General features: G+C 49.4%; 1 pseudogene. It reads right to left on the reverse strand.

What is annotated here, in order from left to right:
- Window positions 1-265, reverse strand: a pseudogene (locus R7Z50_RS28510) (aldehyde dehydrogenase (NADP(+))); the annotation flags it as partial.

Genomic DNA, 265 nt, shown 5'->3' on the forward strand with positions numbered 1-265 from the left:
ATCTTCTTCAGTCGCGTGGATGGTAGCGGTGAGCGTGCCGCTCAGTGTTTCACTTAGATCGAATAAGTCCTCGAAGTCCTTACAGACAACAATCACTGATTGAGGGCCGAAAATCTCTTCTTCCCATTTTGGGTTTGTGCGCCAGTTTTGGCTGTCGGTGACAAACAGCGCAGAGGCGACATTTGGAGAATCAGCCTGAGAGTAAGTCACGTTAATACCCTGATCAGCGGCTCGCTTTACGACTTCGTTCTCATAGGTTTCTCGG

This window comes from Vibrio sp. 1249-1, from assembly GCF_033340495.1.